The following is a 17,322-nucleotide window of genomic DNA, read 5'->3' as shown; positions in this document are numbered from 1 at the left end:
CACCAAAACCCCAAAAGATAAGTCGCATACTTTTATCAATTCGGATTTTGAATTCTAGTACCTGAAGAATTATAGCAAAAGAAAAGCTTTTTCCTTTTATGAACAAGATTCTCAGCAACTAAAAACGGGCATTCAAAAAAAAATTAAAAAATGTGCCAAGGACAAGAGGTTTTTTTATCAAAAAAAGAAAAAGAGAGTTGATTCCTCAACTCTCTTTTTGGGAGAAAATTTATCGAATAGAATCTTTCTCTTCTCCTTCTTCTCCACCATCGCAGCAAAGAGAAGCAACTAGAGAATCGGAACCTTTTTCTTCCTCACCCTCACCAGAGTAAAGAGCGCAAGAAGAGACTAGCATAGCAAGTAAAAGTAATTTTTTCATCGGTTTCTCCTTTTAAATAGGTAGATTTCGCGAATTATCCAAATTTCTTTTTTACAAAAAAAATTTGCCGAAAAAAAAAAGAAAAATGGACTTAAGCTGTTTAAGCTTGGGCAAACTTTAAGAAAATCGATAAATATAGGCAAGCAAAAGGAAATTTCCTTTAGTCCCACATTGGGGAAAGATTTTTTCAACGCAAAACAAGAAATTGTTTTAATTTTCGATAAGAAAGCTGATAGAGAGAAGGTACCCTCTGACAATCTAGAGACATATCAATACGAGGAATTCCATGCTGAGATCGTATTGCGAGAGGGAAACTGACTGTATCTCCTAAAATAAAAGAATACCGATAAGACTCCTGAACGAAATGTTGACTTACGATATCGCTTTTCCCGAATGGATAAAAAAAGATCTCGATAGGCTTCTGTACGGCATCTTCTAGCAAGATTTTAGATAGTAAGATCTCCGTATGCAGATAGGGGGGAGAATATTTGAGGTTTCTAACAGCAAATCCCGAAGATGCCAAACGAATTAATGGGCTTTGAGCTAATTGACATAGCTCTGTTACGGAACAGAAAGGTTGATAGTAGGAAAATATCTCGTCTTGGAAAGCCAAATGATCCGAAGGAGAAACTCTCATATCAACGGGAAGCTGTTCACTTTCTAAACGAGACACATATCTCCAGGCAACTCCAACGACAGCAGGGATCTGCTGTTCCTGAAGAAAAGGGAAAACATGCCTATAAAAATCAACAGAGGCATAGTCAAAAGTAAGCATAATCGCCCTTCTCTTAGGAAAAGGGCTTCCTGGTAACACAAAAGAATATTGCTGCTTAAGCGAAGATAAAAAATTCAAAAATGAATCAAATATACGAGGGAACTTAGAAAAAGCAACTTGTCGGTAAGCTAGGACACGAAGCATGGGTCAGTAGATGGATTAGCAAAGGGATCTTCTGGATAAATCACTATCTGGCCAGAAACGACCGTCGGTGAGAAATTTTTTTCTTTCAAACTTGTTTCTGTTGTTTCCAAGGAGACTTCAGGAGTAGGCAAGGGGCTATGCATAGTAAAACATCCAAATCAATGAGCAGTTGCGGAACTGTCGTAACGTTTAGATATCGTCCAAACTCCCTCTTTATAAAATTGTTCGTAATCATTGAATCTTGGCAAGGATCTCAACTCTTCTAACTCCAAAGAAACATCCTGGTTTAAAGACTCCTTGACCTCAATAATGCGAAGCAAGGTTAAGAAGTGTAACATAGGGAAATCCTGTGAATGAGAAATCAATGAAAGAAGGTCCCTGGATTTATCTAAAACTATCTGATACTGTTGAGTAGCATGTGCATCAGCTATCTCCTTCAAAAGAGCCTGTTGAGGCGATGGCAACCGCAAATGAACTCCATAATCATACGCAAGTCCAGAGTAGTAAGCTCCTCGCAAGGGGTCTTTATGTAGATAAAAACAAGAAGCTAAAAACCCCGCATAAGAAGCCGCGTCCCTACCGGCCCTGCGATAAGCTTGTTCAAGAATAGGCATAGCTGTATCTGGAGGGAAAACCCCTCGTGAATGAGCAGCCGCTGCGGCTCTAGAAAGAAGAGCTAAGCTATACTGACGCTCGGCTTGGCACGCTCTTATATTTATTACAATTTTCGTCGAAAGGGCTACAGCTAAAGCAACAAGGCAAAAAAGAACTACCGAATAGGAAGAAACTTTTTTTCGCAAAAACTCGAACATAGCCTTTATGCACCCTAAAAAAAACAAATAGTCCTTCGCTAGCTCATGCACAAGAAAACCCCGAGACATTAGCAAAAAAGACCGCCTTTATGTCTTCAGGTTGCTTATCTTACCGATAGATATCTTGATTTAACTCTTTTACACAAGAAGAACTTTACTGGACAGGGGTAGTGTACAACGGTTCTTATTTTGAATGTAAACCTTTTTTATCGTTTATAAAACTCTTGAAAATGCCCCTCCATTTTTGAAAAAATTCTAGAAAATACTGTTGCCCTGTCTCTGTGCTAAAATAACATTGCTCCTCACCTTCTGTTTTTATTAAAAAAATCATTACCAATATAAAATTCTGAGAAAGCAATGATGCGTCGGTTATTCCCTAAAAAAAAATCCCTAGGTAAAATGGCTGGGGCTTCTTGTTTGAGAATCCCTTTTCAAGGTGTGTTCTATGTCTGCTGTTTCCCAAAACTTTTTTTACTCCCCCACGAGCTTCTATGGAAGACTTGGAGTTTTTTGGCGAGCTACTTTATCTCCTCGTGCCCGCTATGAAATCGGTAGTGTTATTACCATTATTGGGCTTATCTTAACTTTGGCTGGAGCTGCTAGCATTCACGCAGTAACTGTAGGATCCGTGGCTACATCCACTATTCTTTCCGTCTGCGCAGCTCTTTCTATCCACCCATTAGCAACAGCAATTGTTTCCGTGCTTGTAGGGCTGATCCTTTTATTTGGAGGAATCTTCTTACTCCCGGTACAACAAAAACTCACAACGCCTCCTATTCCTTACTTAACCATCTCCCCATAAAACTTGATCAACTTTTTGGATTTTTTGAGATCAACCTTCCTTAGCTGCTCATAAACTTGTAATCCCTTAGCATTCATCCCTTGCTGGAAATAGAGAATCCCTAATTTCATCATTGTATTAGCCTCATTAGGCTTCAATTTCAGAATGATCTCGTACTCGTGAATTTCTTCCATCGGCATTTGCAAATCGTGATAGCTATAAGCCAATTGTGTATGTACCCAGACATTCCCTGGAGCATACTCATTAAGAATTTTGAATTCTTCCGTAGCTCTTCTAGCCGTTGCAAAAAACTTGTCTTGTATATCCTCTCCATAGCGCCCAGGAGGCACCCAATACTTTGTATCGAATTCTGGATATTTCCTAGGATCCGCATACAATCCTGATAAAGATACATAAGCATCTGCTAGGGAAACATGCGCTCCTAAATCTGTAGGGATTGCCTGAACAACAAGCAAATATAAATCAATCGCTTTTTGTAAAAGAATTTCTCGAAAAGAAAAATAATCCTTCCAAAAACAAAAACAGCTGAATTTTTTTAGAAAATCATAGGGAGGGACTATTTTCAATAGGTCGCAAAAAACAAAATATTCTTGGTGTTGCATAACCAGCGATAGCCGTGTAACAGCTGCAGCGACTTCTGGCTGCTCTTCCATACTATTTTTCTTTTTAAAAATAGCTTGCGCTTTGTGAACAAACTCCACGAGTAATTTATCAAAAAACTCTGTTTTCTTAGATAAAATATAGAGCCGAATTACCAAGCAGATAAATAGCGTAAGAACAAAACAGGCAAGGCAGAAGGCAGGCAGTAACGTCTTACCAGAAAAAAGAAAGAAATAGAGGAAGATCCCTATTTCAACTATCATCAGAGATATCCCTAAAGTAGCTAACAGAGTCTGTTTTAACAAATACCGTAAAAAGAGCTGATGCGTCTTTTTACATAAAGCCTCTAATATAGACTGAGCGTTTCGTGATTTCATAGAAATCCCGCACTCCTAATTTTCCTAGATTCCCCGGAGCGAGCCCCCGCTCTCTTCTGTAAAGAAAACCTCTTTAAGGACTTTTTTCTAAGACTATATTCTTAGAGACAATACCGAACAGGCTTTTTCTTGAGAAGAGCAAAAGCTTGTGATATCTACGGCATTAAAAGAGGTTCTAAAGTGGTTTCTTGTGAGGAACTCCTCACTATAGCAGCTAATGAAGTTACCCATTGCGAAGACGTATTCACAGCTGGGACTCGTACCACACGATACCCTTTCTGTAACAATATAGGAACATAGAGGTGATCTATTTCATAAAGAGTTTCGATATGATCTGAAACAAACCCAAAAGGCACAATCACAACATAACGCTTCTGGGTACATAAAGACTGACAAATTTTTTGTGTGGAAGGCCCTAACCATTTCCCAATACCGAACTTGGACTGAAAAGAAAGAATATTCTCTCCCCTTCCTTTTAAGGCGTTAAAAGACTCCCAACACTGTTGAGCGTAGGGGTCTCCTAGACGAATATGCCTTTGAGGAAGACCATGTACCGAGAACAAAAAACAGCAGTCTTCTGCAGCAATGTTTTGAGCCATCAAACACTTCTGAATATGATCCTGCATACATGAAATGAAATTGGGATGCACCCCGTATTGAGTAATCCAAGCTATAGGTTTTTCCGGAAGATGCTGTAAGAAAAACCGGATAATACTCCCTGTGACGGCAAAGGTATAGTGAGGGAAGAGAGGAACCCCAATAATCTCATCGCAAGTCTCCCGTAAAGCAAGCAAAGTCCTTTCATGAGTCTCTGGTAAATATCTATGAAAGGGAATAACAGGCGCTTGCAACTCTTCAGAGAGATGTTTAGCAAGATTCTCTGTATCTTGAAAAATAGGAGAGCCGCCCCCCAAGTAAGCATACTGCTCTGCCACATGACGAGCTCTGCGCTTTGCAATATAAGAGAAAAGAGGCTTATGCAACAGAGAGGGAATCCCTCCTCCCGTTACATCTCGATCTGTCAGCAAAGCTTGCAGAAAACTAAAAATCTCTTGAGGAGTCCTCGGACCACCGAAATTCGCTAATAAATATGTTGCCACACACTCTCTTGCTGAACTCTGCAACTATTAAAACTTCTTCCTTTCAGATCTTAGGGAAGCCGCGACTGCATTTTAATTGCCGTATACCTCCCAGACCGCCGACTCTTTGCTAAGCCTACGTTAAACCCTTCTAACAGAGCATCTGCTCCTCCACCCCGCAATACAACTAAGCGAAGTCCTTCCTCATTAAGAGGTGCAGAAGCAATCCGCAAACGTCCTTTATAAGCCGTTTCCACTAAAGCAGTAGCTTCGATTACGGGGACTAATAAAGCATCATAACGCTGAGTAGATAAAGACTCTAAGGCTATGGGGATATGCTGATAGGAGTTAATCACAGCGTTAGGGACGTTTTGAGCAATCAAAACAGAAGCATCGAATTTATACACTCCAATTAACTTCCCTTCCAAGTCTTGGAGAGACTGGTATGGAGAATTTTCTGAGACAACGAGTACAGGCCCCGTTAATAAGATGGGATCGGAAAACTGATACTTTGCCAACATTTCTATCGAGGGAGAAACGGAAGTGAAAGCTCCACTAGTTTTTTTATCATCCAGATTTTCAAAAAGATGGACCCAATCTTGATTCACAAGAGAGATATTTAACCCCTCCTTGTAATTAATCTCTGAAACTAAATCATTAACAAAAGCATTGATCCCCGCCGTATATATACCAAATTGTTGGGGGAACCACGTAGTATCTCTCCCCACGAGAACCTCTTGCTTTTCTCTTGAACAACCACAGCAAAAAACTGCGACAACCAAGACTAAAAAGTTTAATGGACGTAAAGACTTAAAACTCACTCTAACCTCAGAGATCCACCTAGATCTTTGAATCATATTCAAGAGAAAAATTTTTATCCACCCACTATGATAAGGACATTTCACTCTCTGTCTCTTTTCTAAGACAATACTCTGAAAGGAAAGTTCCTCCGGACTTCCTACGCTTCCGCAGCTCTAGTCCTTTGACTATAATGTCTTGAGATGAAGCGTTTTCTAAAAAAAGAATCCCATCTAGCTCCAATAATTGTTTTTGAACAATAAGAGCCAAAACTTCCTGAAGAAATACATCCTCCAAGGCGTAAGGAGGATCTATATAGATGATATCAAAAGAACATTTCTGCTTACCTAACCGAACGAGGGCAGAGCAGACATCTTGTTTCAAAATATGAACAGGCAAATTAGCATCCAATAAAGCAAGATTTGCTCGAATCAAACGAACGGCCTCTATAGATGAATCCACAAATGTAGCAGAACCAGCACCTCTACTAATAGCCTCAAACCCCATAGATCCAGAACCTGCGAACAAATCTAAAAATCTTGCGCCAGCTATGTACCCTGCACAAATATTGAAGACAGCTTCCTTAACAATGCCACAAGTTGGGCGAACATGAGGATTAGAAAAAGTTTTTAAAGACTTTCCTTTAAATTTACCAGACAGAATCTTCAACTGACAACCTGAGGAGTAAAATCAACGTAATCAGCTGCCACGAGTGTATAATTAATTCCCCGAATATTCCCAAACCCTGGAAAGGGACGTGGCACCTTATGTAAATGACCAAACAAACAACGAGATACCCGTCCGTCTGATTCTAATAATTTAGAAACAAGGCCAGGAGTCCCATCATTACTGATTGGAGGATAATGAGTCATCACCAACACATCTTCTACTGAAGAAGGTAGCTCATTCAAAGCTCGTTCTAAACGTCCTAGTTCTCGCAGAAAAATCTTTTCATCTTGTAAGGTCAAAGCTCTTCCCTCTGATACTTGGCCATGATCTCCGAAACAGAGCTGGATGTCTTGAGAATCCCACAAACGAACACCTACTATCGCTTGAAAAGGATTGAGCAAAACATACCCTCGAGCGAGATAGTGAAGAGTTTCTGGCAGTACCTTTGAGAGTTTAGTAGCAGATGCTGAACTCCAATAATCATGATTCCCTCGAATCATGTACTTTGTTCCAGGAAGAGATTCCAAAAAGTCAAAATCTACTTGAGCTTCCTCTAAGTGCATTGCCCAAGAAATATCCCCAGGAAGACACACAATATCTTGTTGAGTAACCAACTCTTGCCAATGTGTCTCTATTTTATGATGATACCCAATCCAAGGCTCTCCAAACAACTCCATGGTCTTTTCTGGAACACCCAAAGATAGATGTAGATCTGCAAGAGCGAAAATACGCATGAAAACAACTTTCTTTATAAAGAAATTAACCCGCTATTTTGCCAACCACTCTTACCTTTGTCAATAAACTGAAACGAAAACATTATTCTAAAATACGTAATTATCTGGGATTTGTGTCCCCTTAGGAACGATAATAATGCCGTCTCGAACAACTAATTTCCCGTCCGGCGAATCATACTCCTTATGTCCCTGTAGATTCTGCAACCGCACACTATTTCCTATACAGCAATTTTCATCGATAATCGTCTTATGAATTTCGCAATTCTTCCCAACCCCTAAAGGAAATGCATTCGATCCATAAGAGTCGCTCCCCATCATGATAGAGCGATCAAATATAGATCCTTGGCCTATTACTCCACGAACACCAATGACACTGTTGGATACTTGTCCAGACTCAATCATAGCCCCTTCACAAAGGAGCGAATTCGAAATCCTAGAGTCTGAAATAATAGCTCCTGGTAGGTGATTATTTTTACTGTAAATCATTCCCCTATCGTCATAACAGTTAAATCCTCGGGAATTTTGCGAAGGGCGCTGAGTCAAAGCCATATTTGCTTCATAATACGATTCTATTGTCCCAATATCCGTCCAATAACCATTGTACAAATATGCGACAGTCCTACCTCGATGCATCTGTCTATGAATCAACTCTTTTCCAAAATCATCTCCAGTCTCTTCAAGCAGCAATTGAAAAAGACATTGTTTTCGAAAAAGATAAATTCCCATAGATCCAAGAAAATTCCCGTGTTGAGGATCAAGGCCGAACTTTCTCATCGCCGTGTTACTAAGACGAAAATGTTTTAAAATTTCTTCACTTTGTGGTTTTTCATAAAAATCAACTAATTTGCACCCGTCGTCTACTTTGAGAACTCCAAATCTTGAAACATCTTTATCTGATACAGGTTGGGCAGCTATCACCATATCTGCCTGAGAATCCACTGCATAGTCTACTATCGAACGAAAATCCATGTTGTATAGTTGATCCCCAGATAAAATAAGAAAGTACTCCACACGTGAATCTTGTAGATAGAGAAGATTTTGTCGAATTGCATCGGCTGTCCCTTGATACCAAACCTGACTACCATCCCGTCTCTCAGGGACTAATAAATGAATTTGATCCTGAAGCACTCCATGATAAAAATAAGTCTTAAACAGATGTTGTTGCAAAGTATAAGTAAGGTACTGACCGATAACAAAAATTTTTGAGAACCCAGAAGCAATAGCATGTGATATCGGCACATCTATTAGTTTGTATCTCCCTCCGAAAGAGACTGTTGGTTTACAACGCCAACAAGTTAACGGGGATAGCCGTTTGCCTTCTCCTCCGCATAAGACAATAACTCCTACGTTATCTCGATAGAAATGCGACCGTTGTCGATGGATCTGCTCTTCTTTCGTCCGTTTACCAGTCATCTGCCCCCGCCTTGTAAAAAAAATAATTTTAAAAACAAATTATTAAAAAAGCCAGACAAACAAAAAGACTATTTTAGCATAATTACGAATCGATTTTTATTTTTAGATATTTGAAAAATAGTTTCTCTATTTTGACAAAAAAAAGAACCTATATTTTCATTAGAGGAAAAGCCACATTTAAATTACCTATGCTCTTCCATATCTTTATTGGGATTCCAATTCAGGAGCAAGTCACTAAACTTGTTCCTCCTCTTGAGATTATTTCTTATTGTGGGAAAAAATTTTTGGGCTTGTATAGCCAACACGCAGAAAGCTTCTGCATAAAAGAAATGAGCGAGCTGTTAAACACTACCTTGCAAAAACTCAATGAGGTTACTTTCAAGGATATTCAAACCTACCAAGCAACCCCAATTATTATTCCTGAAATCTTAATCGGATGAGAAGATCCCCTAATCCTTCAAAGACAACAGAAATTCTGTATTACTATTTGTCTTCTTCAAACGACCAAGAAGCAGATGCATAGCGTCTATTGCAGTCAAACCAGCTATAGCTTGTCGGAACAATCGCACTTTCTCGAGTTCTCCTGGGTGGTACAACAACTCTTCTTTTCGTGTTCCACTCTTAATCAAATCGATAGCGGGATAAATTCTACGATCAGAAAGATGGCGATCAAGAACCAATTCCATGTTCCCAGTCCCTTTGAATTCCTCAAAGATCACCTCATCCATCCTTGACCCTGTGTCGATCAACGCTGTAGCTAAAATAGTTAAAGATCCTCCTCCCTCGATGTTTCTTGCAGCACCAAAGAAACGCTTAGGCTTATGTAACGCACTGGCATCTACCCCTCCTGTGAGAATTTTCCCAGAATGAGGTTGTACAGTGTTATATGCTCGAGCTAGACGTGTGATCGAATCCAATAGAATGACAACATCCTTACCATGTTCAACCAAACGTCTTGCTTTTTCTATCACCATTTCAGCAACTTGAATATGCCGATCTGGCTGCTCATCGAAAGTCGAGGCAACAACTTCGCCGCGAACCTGACGAATCATGTCTGTAACTTCCTCTGGGCGTTCATCGATTAGCAATACAATCAACTCCGCATCAGGGTTATTGACTGCAATAGCATGGGCAATACTTTGTAAAATTACTGTTTTACCAGAACGAGGTGGAGCAACGATTAACCCTCTTTGCCCTTTACCTATTGGAGCTGTTAAATCTAACACACGCTCCGCCAAATTTTCTTTCCCCATCTCCATAATTAAACGTTCGTTGGGATGAAGAGGAGTTAAGTTTTCAAATAAAACCCGTTCTTTTGCTTTATCAGGAGTCGAGCCATTAATCTTATCTACTTTTAACAGCGCGAAATACTTCTCCTTTTCCTTGGGAGATCGAATAGTTCCGACAATAGTATCCCCCTTTTTTAAATCAAAACGGCGAATCTGAGCTGGAGAAACATAGATATCTTCTGCTGACGGGAGGTAGTTGTAGGTAGGGGACCGCAAAAAACCGAAGCCATCTGGAAGAACCTCTAACACCCCTTCTCCGATCAAAAACTCATCAGGACGTTCGGACTTAGCTTTAACGATTTCGAACACTACTTGTGATTTCGTCAGAGAACCTACATTCTTCACTCCATACTGCCGAGCTAACACATTCAGCTCATTAATACCCATGCGCTGTAGTTTAGCAATCTTTGTAACAGCTACCGGCTGCGCAGTTTCTTTCTCTTCTATAGCAACAGCACTGTCTTCATTTACTTCCTTTTCCAACGATAAAGGGCCCTCGCGTCTTTTATGCTCCTTTACCTTCTGTAAGACCTCGGCTGGACTCTCTTCTTTCATATTGTTCCCTTTAAAGCCTTAAAACATTGTTCTATTTTGCGACGAAATTCTTTTTTCGTTCCATTGTTCTCTATGACCACATCTGCTTGCAGAATTTTTTCCTCTAAAGCAGAAAACCGTGCACAACGAAGATCGAAACTGGCGTCCGAGCCTTCAGTTTTTTTAACAAAACGTTCTTTACGTATACCTATATCTGCAGAGATCAAAATAACTCGATCAAACCAATCCGCATACTGAATCTCATACAGCAGAGGAACTTCCACAACAAACAGGGAATATTTTTGTTCCTGAGCTACATGTACATAATTCTCCTCAACAACACGGCATACCTCTGGATGCAAAATCTTTTCTAGAGATAGCAATAAATCCCGGTTACCAAAGACTTTGTCAGCGATGGCCTTTCTACTAAGAGTGTTCTCTATGATTATCTCTGGACCCAAAAGATCAACTACACGCTGACCAACTGAGGTATAAGGAACAAGGAAACTATGAGAAACTTTGTCTGCACTGATTACAAAAGCCCCCAAATCTTCAAAAACCTGGCACGCCTCAGTCTTCCCTGAAGAGGGGTCCCCTGTAACAGAAATCTTCAACAAATCTAGCATTCTGCCCAATTTTTTCCAATTAAGACATTCACAACCAGAGGAACAGAAAGTTTCATAGCAGACTCCATCTTCTCCTGAATAAGGATCTTCGCCTCCTCTAACTCTTCCTCTGGAACCTCAAATAATAATTCGTCATGGATTTGCAATAATAAGCGACTTTTTAATCTTCGAGATGCTATCTCCTTCGAAATATCCAACATAGCCAACTTAATCAATTCTGCAGCACTCCCTTGTATACGCGTATTGACAGCAAGTCTTCCTAAAGTGGCACGGGAACCTGGAGAACTCTCCCAGTCACTTAGAATACGTTCTCTTCCTAACATTGTCGTTACTTTTTGATCCTTACTAGCCTGTGCGATCGTTTGAGTAATAAACTCCGCTGCTCGAGGATATCGTGCAAAATAAGCGTCTATCAACCCTTGAGCCTCACTCACACTAATCTTCAAAATTTTTGATAGACCATACGCTTGCTGTCCATATACAAGACCAAAATTCACTGCCTTAGCTTGATGCCGCTGTTTTTTTGTTACCTGTTCGAGAGGAACATTGAATACTTGCGAAGCGGTAAATGTATGGATATCTTCACCAGAATCAAACGCTTGTTTCAATGTTTCATCCTGACTAAGATGGGTAAGAAATCGCAATTCAATCTGAGAATAATCTGCCGATACAAAATAATCATTGTCTTTTTCAACTCGAAAAGCCTCCCGAAGCGATCTTCCCCTCTCAGACCTGATAGGAATATTCTGAAGATTGGGATCTTGACAAGCCAATCTTCCTGTTACTGTTCCAACTTGGTTAAACGTCGAATGGATTCTTTGCGTTCTCGAATCTATCTGTTTAGGCAGAGCTCGGACATACGTAGAGAGCATTTTCTCCGTCGCCCGAAAAGCTAAAATTTTCGTAATAATCTCATGTTTGTTTTCCAAAGCCTCCAATACTTCAGCCTTAGTAGACTTTACATTGTCCACAGGCTCTATTCCTAAACGATTATACAAAATATCTGCTAACTGCTTAGGGGATTTGATATTAAATTCGCATCCCGCCAAATTATAAATCTCTTGGGTATACGCCTCGAGCTCTTTAGAAAGATCCCTGTCTAAAGTAGACAGTCCTCGACTATCCAAAGGCATCCCAGCACATTCCATGGAAAATAAAACAGATTCTAATGGCTGCTCTATAGTTTCGAAAATATCTTTTAACGCTTTTTCTTCTAACTTCTCAAATAAATAATTCTTAACAGTGAGTAATTGTGAAGCAAACATCCCAAAGTATTGGGCAGGGTTTTTTGGAAGACTTTGTACTGGTAAGGAACTGGTCGCCCATTCCTTCGCAAAAAACATAGCTTCTTGTACGCGTCCAGATTCAATTAAAACGGTCTGAAACGATATTTTCGCTCCACCGCTAACCAAATGCTCTGCTAAAACTAAATCAGCTGTTACATGAACATCGATTCCATAATTTTTTAATGCGTGATTATCACGCTTAACTCGATATCCAAAAAATCTAGTAGTAGGATCTGCAAAAAAAGCTTTCAACAAAGGAATTTCTTGATCCCCAGAAACCTCAATATACACCACCTGATCTCTACTAGATAAAGCAACTCCATGCAACTGTAACGAAGGAAGATGCTCTCCAGTATACGCAGCACAATACCCAACTTCTTTACCCTTTAAAGTTTCCAATATGGCCCGCACATCTTCAAAGTCTTTCACAATTTGCACAGAAATGGGGTTCAAAGCAATTTCTGTAGGTTTAATTAATGCCTTGAAGCCATGTTGCATACAGAACATATTCAGCTGGATTACATCTGTAGCTTGCGAAGAAAATGCTAATTCCTCTGTTTTCAGAGGAAGATTAAGATCTGCATGTAGATTCGCCAGACGTTTACTCAAGAGAAGTGTTTCTCGATGACCTTCTATCATCTGTCTATTTTTGTCAGATAATCGCTGTGTATTAGCAAGTAAATCTTCTACCGAACGAAACTCTTTGAGAAAAGCTTGAGCCTTTTTGGGACCACAACCAGCAACTCCAGGAATATTATCAGAGGAATCTCCAACTAAAGCGAGGTAATCAGCTATCTGCCCAGGAGTAACTCCAAATTGTGCAACCACCTCGTTGTATCGGATTTCTTGCTCTTTCCAGGGATTGAATACGGAAACGTTGTTATCCACTAATTGCAATAAATCTTTATCTGCTGTGCAAATACAGACCTCAAAGCCATCATTCACAGCCTTTTTAGCGATACTAGCAATCACATCATCTGCTTCAAAACCTTCTCGCTCCAAACAAGGGATCCTAACCAATTCACAATATTGTTTTACTAAACAAAGTTGCTCCGGAAGGCCCTCCAACTGTCGATCCCGATTACTTTTATACTCCGCATAGAGTTCCTGACGGCTTTGCTTATTGTTTGGCCCGTCAAATACAGCAACCATATATTGAGGGGAAAGATCTTTTATCAATTTATCTAAAGAACGAATAAAACCGAAAACTGCTTGTGTACTTTCTCCATTCGGCCCCCGCATCTCTGGAAGAGCAAAATATGCCCTGAAAACAAATCCAGAAGCATCTAAAATAAAAAGTTTTTTCATATTCGCAGCTCCAGATCCTTACCCCATGTACCAAAAAGATTTCTGTGCTTGCTCAGGAGAAATGGCAAATTGAACTTTTCCTGTTACGAGCGGGCTATTACTCAAACAACTGGAAAACCTTTTAAAAAAATGTCCCGAGCTCAACCCAATAACACGGTAATCTTCCTTGACCCCACAGATCTCGGCGAGCTCTTCCAAAGCACGTTCTTGGGTCTGATTGATAGCATCAACAAGCCCTTCTTCTAAGGCCTGCTTCGCAATGTACACACGAGCTCCCAGTACCTGTATCAATCGCTCTTTAGTCAGGTTTGATCGATGTTGTACAACGTGATCTATAAATAACTCATAAAAGGCATCTACTATAGCTTGACGTTCAGCATATTCTTCTTCAGTCCATCTCGAAAATGGATTTAAAGGAGCCTTATCCTCACCAGCAGTAATGATCGCTGTTTCCACCCCTTGTCGTTGAAGTCCTTCCTTAACATTAAAATACGGTCCAGACCGAACACCAATGGAGCCAACAAGAGCATTTGCTGTTGTTCCAATCTTATCCGCTACGCAGGCAACGTAATATCCTCCGGAAGCACAAAAACCAGATACGAAGACATGTATGGGGATTCCTAAACGTTGCTTCCAAAAAGCAAGCGTTGCATACATTCGATCAATTTCAAAAACCTCTCCTCCAGGACAATCCATTTTGATTAAAAGTCCCTTGACTCGCTCCTTATACGGAACCTCACTAAGTGATTGTAAAGCAGACTGCAAGCGTTTAGCAGAACCAGAACTAGCAACAATAGCGTCGCTAATCTCTATGACAGCAATAATTGGGGCCGTTTTTCCTAATTCTTGAACGACTCCTTGAGAATTAGGGAGATTTGTCCAAAAAACAGAGTCTCCTCCCCCCAAAACCAAAGAAAACAAGATAACAATGAAGCCCGCAGTCCCCACAACCCCTGCGAATAAACCGCAGGCAGATAAAAAACCTTTTAATAAAAATCGAAAAAAATTCTTCATGAAAACCCAAATAAATCAATTAATTGCTTTTCGCATTAGAAATAAAAAGGTACTAAAATGCTGGGATTATAAAAAAGAATTTTTAAACAAAAAAAATTGAAAGCCCGAGATAAAATATCTCAGGCTTTTCCTTGTTAAGACTACAAAGTTGTCACAACTTCTTCGCGAGACTCTGTCTCTACCGCGAGGGAAGATGCAACCTCCTCTTCTTGCTCTTTTCTTAAGGCAGTTTCTTTAGCAACTTTCTCTTTAGCAAGAGCAGAGGTTTTAGTTGTATATTCCCTGCCCAGCCAAGCAACTACAAAAATCCAAGTCCCTAAGACCAACAACAAAACGATGGTAATCGCATTTAAGCTGGCTGCTACAGATGAAAAGATAATTAGTAACCCTTGATAAACCAGAGATCCCCCTGACTTACCAACTCGAGAAATTACCCCATCAATGGCAGCTTTCCCATAATCTTTCTCATCATCTTCCAAAGGAATAAGTGCCATCTCTTTGGTTTGATCAAAATAAGTAAACTTAATCGCTCTGGAGCAAACATTTTGCATTCCTCCCAGCCAGGCTGTCAAAACTACAGGAGAAATTCCAAGAAAGCCTCCTAGAATTAAAGCATCGCCCTTTACAGCATAGATCGCACCGAAGAAAAGACCTCCCGTTATCAACATAGTTAGCGGAGTTATCATTGCTCCTACGGTCCACCCCCAACGACGAATGCTCTGCCCTACAGCAAAAACTCCAGTCAACGCAGATACAATGCCTGTTAGAGTCGTGATCCTACTCATATAAGAATTGAACTCCACTCGAGAAGAGTAGATTTGGCAAACTTGGTCCTTCCAGACAACCTCAAAAAGGTGAATGACTAGGTTATAAGAAAGAACAATAATGGCAATCCCCATTAAGTAACGGGAACGAATGAGAAGAGCAAAAAGACTTTTTGCTTTTGCCTTAGGCTGTTTCTTCTCTTTTTTGAGCTGGGCTACAGACATTTCCCCTGCCAAACCATCGCCTAAAATCAAAGATTCTTCCGGTAAGCGATGTAATCTTTGATGTAGATAAAGAATTGCTGCACCAGCAACTATAACAAGCAGAGTGATATTCAACAACACTTCATGCCAAGGATCTACCGCCATAGGGAAGACGATGATAGAATGTTTACCCAACCACAAAGAAATCTCTCCCGCAACAATCGAAGAAAGATTCAATCCTGTGTTAATCAAGGCGTAAAAACGACCGGCTTCACGAACGCTCGTAATATGGTTTGCAATCCCCCAGAATAAGGTAGATAAAACTACAGAACTCCATAACTCAGACATCACATAGTAGAGACTGTAGCTCCAGTATTGGATCATAACTATGAAACCACGAACACCAGACGGTAGGACAGACTGAAGTTTCGCTGCCAATGCATTCAAATGTAAAGAATCCCCCATAGGATAAATCACTGCAGCAAACAAAGCAAAGAAACCTAAGAACCCTCCAACAAAGGAACAAAAAACCGTACTTCTAGAGAAACGCCGACTCATCCACCCATAAACTATGGTGATGATAACAGCTCCGGGAACAATACCCCAAACTTTTAAGAAAGGGATAACTTCCGCTCCCGCTCTAGACCCTACCACAACAAGAGAATCTTTGGTGGTCTTCAGCAAAGAGTAATTAAAACCTACGAAAAAAGCTAAAAAGAATAATGGTAAAAATTTAGAAAATTCTGTTCTGTGAATGGGGAAAAAGTACCCCCTGAACTTCGAAAAGGATCTCACCTCGGAAGACATACACTCCTTCCTAATTTAATAAACATTGAAGACTTTGGGAAAACAACTTGCGATGCGAGAAATCTCGCACTCTTTTGAACTTTAGAATAAAAATTGCTAGCAGCAGGGCAACGCATAATTACAAGATTTTTATAAAATCTAGGGAAACAGGATACCGCACTTGCGGCTAAAATTCAAGCTCTTGATAACTCTGCCCTCTCTTTTTCCTAATTGGCTACTCTAAACAGTGCCGTCTATAATCCAAAACCCTCTCTAGAAAATAAAGAGCACCAACAACAACCAAAGGAGCCAACCAACCAGGGGAAATCTGAATCCCGACGGTCACTCCAAACAAAATAAAAAATTGAATAACTGTGAAAATTTTACCAAAAGACAATGCCCTGTAGTCGTACCCCTTCCACCCTCTAACCCAAGAGAGATAAAAACCAAAAAACACTAAAAAAATATCCCTAGAAAAAACCAAGATGAGATGGGTAAATCCTATAGAATCCTCCCAAAAAAGAACCCCTATACAGATTAAAAAAAAGATTTTGTCAGCAGCTGGGTCAAGGATAGATCCTAGACGACTTGTAGCATTGTAGCGCCTAGCCAGGTATCCATCCAGAACATCACTGACCATCGCAGCAAAGATGACCAAAAGTCTCGTTACGATCTTCTCCTGACAAAAAAGAAGAGCCAACCACACCCGGGACAAAGAAAGGAGATTACAGAACTGTCTCATAAAGTTGATTCGGAAGCTTGTCTTTAAAATTCTTAGCCTCCAGCGCAATGATACACATTATGAAACATAGACATTCTAAAAGCAAGAAGAGAGTTGGCCACGCTTCACGCCATTTCCCTCAACCTACCAATAAACAAGATTTGAACAAATAAAATCTTTAAAAATTTAAAGAAACGGAAAGAGAGGG

At 40.1% G+C, this 17,322-nt stretch carries 18 protein-coding genes; 2 read left to right on the top strand and 16 right to left on the bottom strand.

The window, feature by feature from the left end:
* Nucleotides 1-229: 229 nt before the first annotated feature.
* From IJ490_RS02275 to IJ490_RS02260, 4 genes are all read right to left on the bottom strand, one after another.
* Entirely contained in the window at nt 230-379 is a 150-nt protein-coding gene (locus IJ490_RS02275; RefSeq protein ID WP_291893163.1) for a hypothetical protein, read from the bottom strand.
* Nucleotides 380-566: 187 nt separating this feature from the next.
* Nucleotides 567-1,298 carry a polysaccharide deacetylase family protein gene (locus tag IJ490_RS02270; RefSeq protein ID WP_291893160.1) on the bottom strand — a complete coding sequence of 244 codons (732 nt, stop codon included), beginning with the start codon at nt 1,296-1,298 and terminating at the stop codon, nt 567-569.
* The gene (locus IJ490_RS02265) at nt 1,283-1,441 is read right to left on the bottom strand and encodes a hypothetical protein (protein ID WP_291893158.1); all 159 of its coding nucleotides are present in this window, start codon (nt 1,439-1,441) and stop codon (nt 1,283-1,285) included. Before IJ490_RS02265 ends, IJ490_RS02270 begins: the two co-directional genes overlap by 16 nt.
* Nucleotides 1,442-1,456: 15 nt before the next feature.
* Nucleotides 1,457-2,110, bottom strand: coding sequence for a hypothetical protein (locus tag IJ490_RS02260; RefSeq protein WP_291893156.1), 654 nt, complete (start codon nt 2,108-2,110; stop codon nt 1,457-1,459).
* Between the two features lie 445 nt (nt 2,111-2,555).
* Between IJ490_RS02260 and IJ490_RS02255 the strand changes: the two genes are divergently transcribed.
* The gene (locus IJ490_RS02255; RefSeq protein WP_291893153.1) at nt 2,556-2,912 is read left to right on the top strand and encodes a hypothetical protein; all 357 of its coding nucleotides are present in this window, start codon (nt 2,556-2,558) and stop codon (nt 2,910-2,912) included.
* Here the strand turns inward: IJ490_RS02255 and IJ490_RS02250 are convergent.
* The 6 genes from IJ490_RS02250 to glgC all read right to left on the bottom strand — a co-directional run bounded on the left by IJ490_RS02250 (nt 2,891) and on the right by glgC (nt 8,582).
* Entirely contained in the window at nt 2,891-3,889 is a 999-nt protein-coding gene (locus IJ490_RS02250; protein ID WP_291893151.1) for a hypothetical protein, read from the bottom strand. The two genes, IJ490_RS02255 and IJ490_RS02250, sit on opposite strands and share 22 nt — an antisense overlap.
* A 155-nt stretch (nt 3,890-4,044) precedes the next feature.
* Nucleotides 4,045-4,989, bottom strand: a complete 945-nt coding sequence (hemH, locus tag IJ490_RS02245) for a ferrochelatase (RefSeq protein WP_291893148.1) — start codon at nt 4,987-4,989, stop codon at nt 4,045-4,047.
* Between the two features lie 50 nt (nt 4,990-5,039).
* Nucleotides 5,040-5,825 (bottom strand): transporter substrate-binding domain-containing protein, encoded by a 786-nt coding sequence (locus tag IJ490_RS02240; protein WP_291893648.1) that lies wholly within the window; start codon nt 5,823-5,825, stop codon nt 5,040-5,042.
* A 28-nt stretch (nt 5,826-5,853) separates the two neighbouring features.
* Nucleotides 5,854-6,435 (bottom strand): 16S rRNA (guanine(966)-N(2))-methyltransferase RsmD, encoded by a 582-nt coding sequence (gene rsmD, locus IJ490_RS02235; protein WP_291893145.1) that lies wholly within the window; start codon nt 6,433-6,435, stop codon nt 5,854-5,856.
* A complete protein-coding gene (locus tag IJ490_RS02230) occupies nt 6,432-7,169 on the bottom strand; it encodes a metallophosphoesterase (RefSeq protein WP_291893142.1) in 738 nt (245 codons plus the stop codon). Before IJ490_RS02230 ends, rsmD begins: the two co-directional genes overlap by 4 nt.
* A gap of 87 nt (nt 7,170-7,256) precedes the next feature.
* The gene (gene glgC / locus IJ490_RS02225; protein WP_291893139.1) at nt 7,257-8,582 is read right to left on the bottom strand and encodes a glucose-1-phosphate adenylyltransferase; all 1,326 of its coding nucleotides are present in this window, start codon (nt 8,580-8,582) and stop codon (nt 7,257-7,259) included.
* A 188-nt stretch (nt 8,583-8,770) separates the two neighbouring features.
* Here glgC and IJ490_RS02220 point away from each other — a divergent pair, with 188 nt between their 5' ends.
* Nucleotides 8,771-9,022 carry a hypothetical protein gene (locus tag IJ490_RS02220; RefSeq protein WP_291893646.1) on the top strand — a complete coding sequence of 84 codons (252 nt, stop codon included), beginning with the start codon at nt 8,771-8,773 and terminating at the stop codon, nt 9,020-9,022.
* A 9-nt stretch (nt 9,023-9,031) separates the two neighbouring features.
* Here IJ490_RS02220 and rho read toward each other — a convergent pair whose 3' ends face one another.
* From rho to IJ490_RS02190, 6 genes are all read right to left on the bottom strand, one after another.
* Nucleotides 9,032-10,426, bottom strand: coding sequence for a transcription termination factor Rho (gene rho / locus IJ490_RS02215; protein ID WP_291893137.1), 1,395 nt, complete (start codon nt 10,424-10,426; stop codon nt 9,032-9,034).
* Nucleotides 10,423-11,031 (bottom strand): dephospho-CoA kinase, encoded by a 609-nt coding sequence (gene coaE, locus IJ490_RS02210; RefSeq protein WP_291893133.1) that lies wholly within the window; start codon nt 11,029-11,031, stop codon nt 10,423-10,425. The genes rho and coaE overlap by 4 nt, the downstream gene beginning before the upstream one ends.
* On the bottom strand, nt 11,025-13,625 hold the full coding sequence (polA, locus tag IJ490_RS02205; protein ID WP_291893131.1) for a DNA polymerase I: 2,601 nt from the start codon (nt 13,623-13,625) through the stop codon (nt 11,025-11,027). Before polA ends, coaE begins: the two co-directional genes overlap by 7 nt.
* Before the next feature lie 18 nt (nt 13,626-13,643).
* Nucleotides 13,644-14,639, bottom strand: coding sequence for a S49 family peptidase (locus IJ490_RS02200; protein WP_291893127.1), 996 nt, complete (start codon nt 14,637-14,639; stop codon nt 13,644-13,646).
* A gap of 140 nt (nt 14,640-14,779) precedes the next feature.
* Nucleotides 14,780-16,414, bottom strand: a complete 1,635-nt coding sequence (gene npt2 / locus IJ490_RS02195) for an NTP/H+ exchange transporter Npt2 (protein ID WP_291893124.1) — start codon at nt 16,412-16,414, stop codon at nt 14,780-14,782.
* A gap of 214 nt (nt 16,415-16,628) precedes the next feature.
* Nucleotides 16,629-17,135, bottom strand: a complete 507-nt coding sequence (locus IJ490_RS02190) for a CDP-alcohol phosphatidyltransferase family protein (RefSeq protein WP_291893121.1) — start codon at nt 17,133-17,135, stop codon at nt 16,629-16,631.
* Nucleotides 17,136-17,322 lie beyond the last annotated feature (187 nt).

This window comes from Chlamydia sp., assembly GCF_017472245.1.
Taxonomy (GTDB): Bacteria; Chlamydiota; Chlamydiia; order Chlamydiales; family Chlamydiaceae; genus Chlamydia.
This window is presented reverse-complemented; position numbering and strand designations above follow the sequence as displayed.

What these genes read in the sequence shown, in the direction of transcription:
- IJ490_RS02230 (WP_291893142.1), bottom strand. Translation starts at nt 7,169, where the DNA reads ATGCGTATTTTCGCTCTTGCAGATCTACATCTATCTTTGGGTGTTCCA.
- IJ490_RS02270 (WP_291893160.1), bottom strand. Translation starts at nt 1,298, where the DNA reads ATGCTTCGTGTCCTAGCTTACCGACAAGTTGCTTTTTCTAAGTTCCCT.
- glgC (WP_291893139.1), bottom strand. Translation starts at nt 8,582, where the DNA reads ATGACTGGTAAACGGACGAAAGAAGAGCAGATCCATCGACAACGGTCG.
- polA (WP_291893131.1), bottom strand. Translation starts at nt 13,625, where the DNA reads ATGAAAAAACTTTTTATTTTAGATGCTTCTGGATTTGTTTTCAGGGCA.
- IJ490_RS02190 (WP_291893121.1), bottom strand. Translation starts at nt 17,135, where the DNA reads ATGAGACAGTTCTGTAATCTCCTTTCTTTGTCCCGGGTGTGGTTGGCT.
- coaE (WP_291893133.1), bottom strand. Translation starts at nt 11,031, where the DNA reads ATGCTAGATTTGTTGAAGATTTCTGTTACAGGGGACCCCTCTTCAGGG.
- IJ490_RS02220 (WP_291893646.1), top strand. Translation starts at nt 8,771, where the DNA reads ATGCTCTTCCATATCTTTATTGGGATTCCAATTCAGGAGCAAGTCACT.
- IJ490_RS02240 (WP_291893648.1), bottom strand. Translation starts at nt 5,825, where the DNA reads ATGATTCAAAGATCTAGGTGGATCTCTGAGGTTAGAGTGAGTTTTAAG.
- IJ490_RS02250 (WP_291893151.1), bottom strand. Translation starts at nt 3,889, where the DNA reads ATGAAATCACGAAACGCTCAGTCTATATTAGAGGCTTTATGTAAAAAG.
- IJ490_RS02275 (WP_291893163.1), bottom strand. Translation starts at nt 379, where the DNA reads ATGAAAAAATTACTTTTACTTGCTATGCTAGTCTCTTCTTGCGCTCTT.
- rho (WP_291893137.1), bottom strand. Translation starts at nt 10,426, where the DNA reads ATGAAAGAAGAGAGTCCAGCCGAGGTCTTACAGAAGGTAAAGGAGCAT.
- IJ490_RS02200 (WP_291893127.1), bottom strand. Translation starts at nt 14,639, where the DNA reads ATGAAGAATTTTTTTCGATTTTTATTAAAAGGTTTTTTATCTGCCTGC.
- npt2 (WP_291893124.1), bottom strand. Translation starts at nt 16,414, where the DNA reads ATGTCTTCCGAGGTGAGATCCTTTTCGAAGTTCAGGGGGTACTTTTTC.
- IJ490_RS02265 (WP_291893158.1), bottom strand. Translation starts at nt 1,441, where the DNA reads ATGCATAGCCCCTTGCCTACTCCTGAAGTCTCCTTGGAAACAACAGAA.
- IJ490_RS02260 (WP_291893156.1), bottom strand. Translation starts at nt 2,110, where the DNA reads ATGTTCGAGTTTTTGCGAAAAAAAGTTTCTTCCTATTCGGTAGTTCTT.
- IJ490_RS02255 (WP_291893153.1), top strand. Translation starts at nt 2,556, where the DNA reads ATGTCTGCTGTTTCCCAAAACTTTTTTTACTCCCCCACGAGCTTCTAT.